Raw genomic sequence first — 1,014 nt, 5'->3', positions numbered from 1 at the left:
ATCGACGCGCCGGCCGCCGCGAGCGCTTCGTCGCGACGATGGCCGCGCTCTGGCGCTGACGCGGGCGGGCCCCCCGTTTCCACAGGGTTCCGGGCCGGCACGCCGGCTGCTAGGCTGTTTCCGTTCGGCAACTTCGTCGGGAGCAGCCATGCGGACCCTGCGCAACTTCACCATCCGGACGCGCCTCATGGCGCTGGGACTCCTGTCGGTCCTCGCGATGCTGCTGATCGGCGGCGACGGGCTCTGGGCGATGGCCCGCACCAAGCAGGACTTCCAGCATTACGTGCGGCAGGACGTCGAGTCGCTGGTGCAGCTCTCGGAAGTGCGTGCCGGTGTCGGCAACCTGCGCCGCTACGAGAAGGACATGCTGATCAACATCGGCGACGACGCCGCGGTGAAGCGTTATCACGAGGAGTGGCGCAAGACCTTCGAGGGCGTCCTGCGCAGCCTGGACGTGATCGCGGGGCTGGAGATCCTGCCCGAGATCAAGGCGATGCCGCCGGCGATGAAGGCCTCGCTGGGCAACTACCGGAACGGCCTGGACGGCATCGTGGCGCGCATCCTGAAGCAGGAGTTCGTCGACTCGGCCGAGGCCAACCGGCAGACGGAGCCGATCAAGGGGCCGGTCCGGGAGATGGACAAGCAGCTCGGCGAGATGACGCAGGCCATCATGGCGCGCGGCAACCAGGAGGTGCAGCGCATCGACGGCGAGGAGACCCGCGTGCGCATGGCGCTGGGCGGCGTGATGCTGCTGGGCGTGGTGGTCATCGGCACCTTCACCTTCTTCAACATCGCGTCCATCCTGATGCCGCTGGCGCAGGCGGTGAGCTCCACCGAGCGCATCGCCCGCCAGGACCTGAGCGAGCGCGTGGACGTGCACGGCACCGACGAGACCGCCGCGATGATGCGCGGCGTGCAGGGCATGCAGCACTCGATCCGCCACGTGGTGAGCGGGGTGCGCAGCGCCACGGACAGCATCGCGACGGCGTCGCGCGAGGTCGCGGCCGGCGCGCA

1 protein-coding gene is annotated in these 1,014 nt (G+C 69.5%); it reads left to right on the top strand.

Going from position 1 to position 1,014, the window contains the following annotated elements; genetic code table 11:
• Positions 1-148: 148 nt before the first annotated feature.
• Positions 149-1,014, top strand: an 866-nt coding sequence (locus tag FUT87_RS25295) for a HAMP domain-containing protein (RefSeq protein WP_147242785.1), incomplete at its 3' end; no start/stop codon positions are given.

It is taken from the genome of Mitsuaria sp. TWR114 (assembly GCF_007997345.1).
This window is presented reverse-complemented; position numbering and strand designations above follow the sequence as displayed.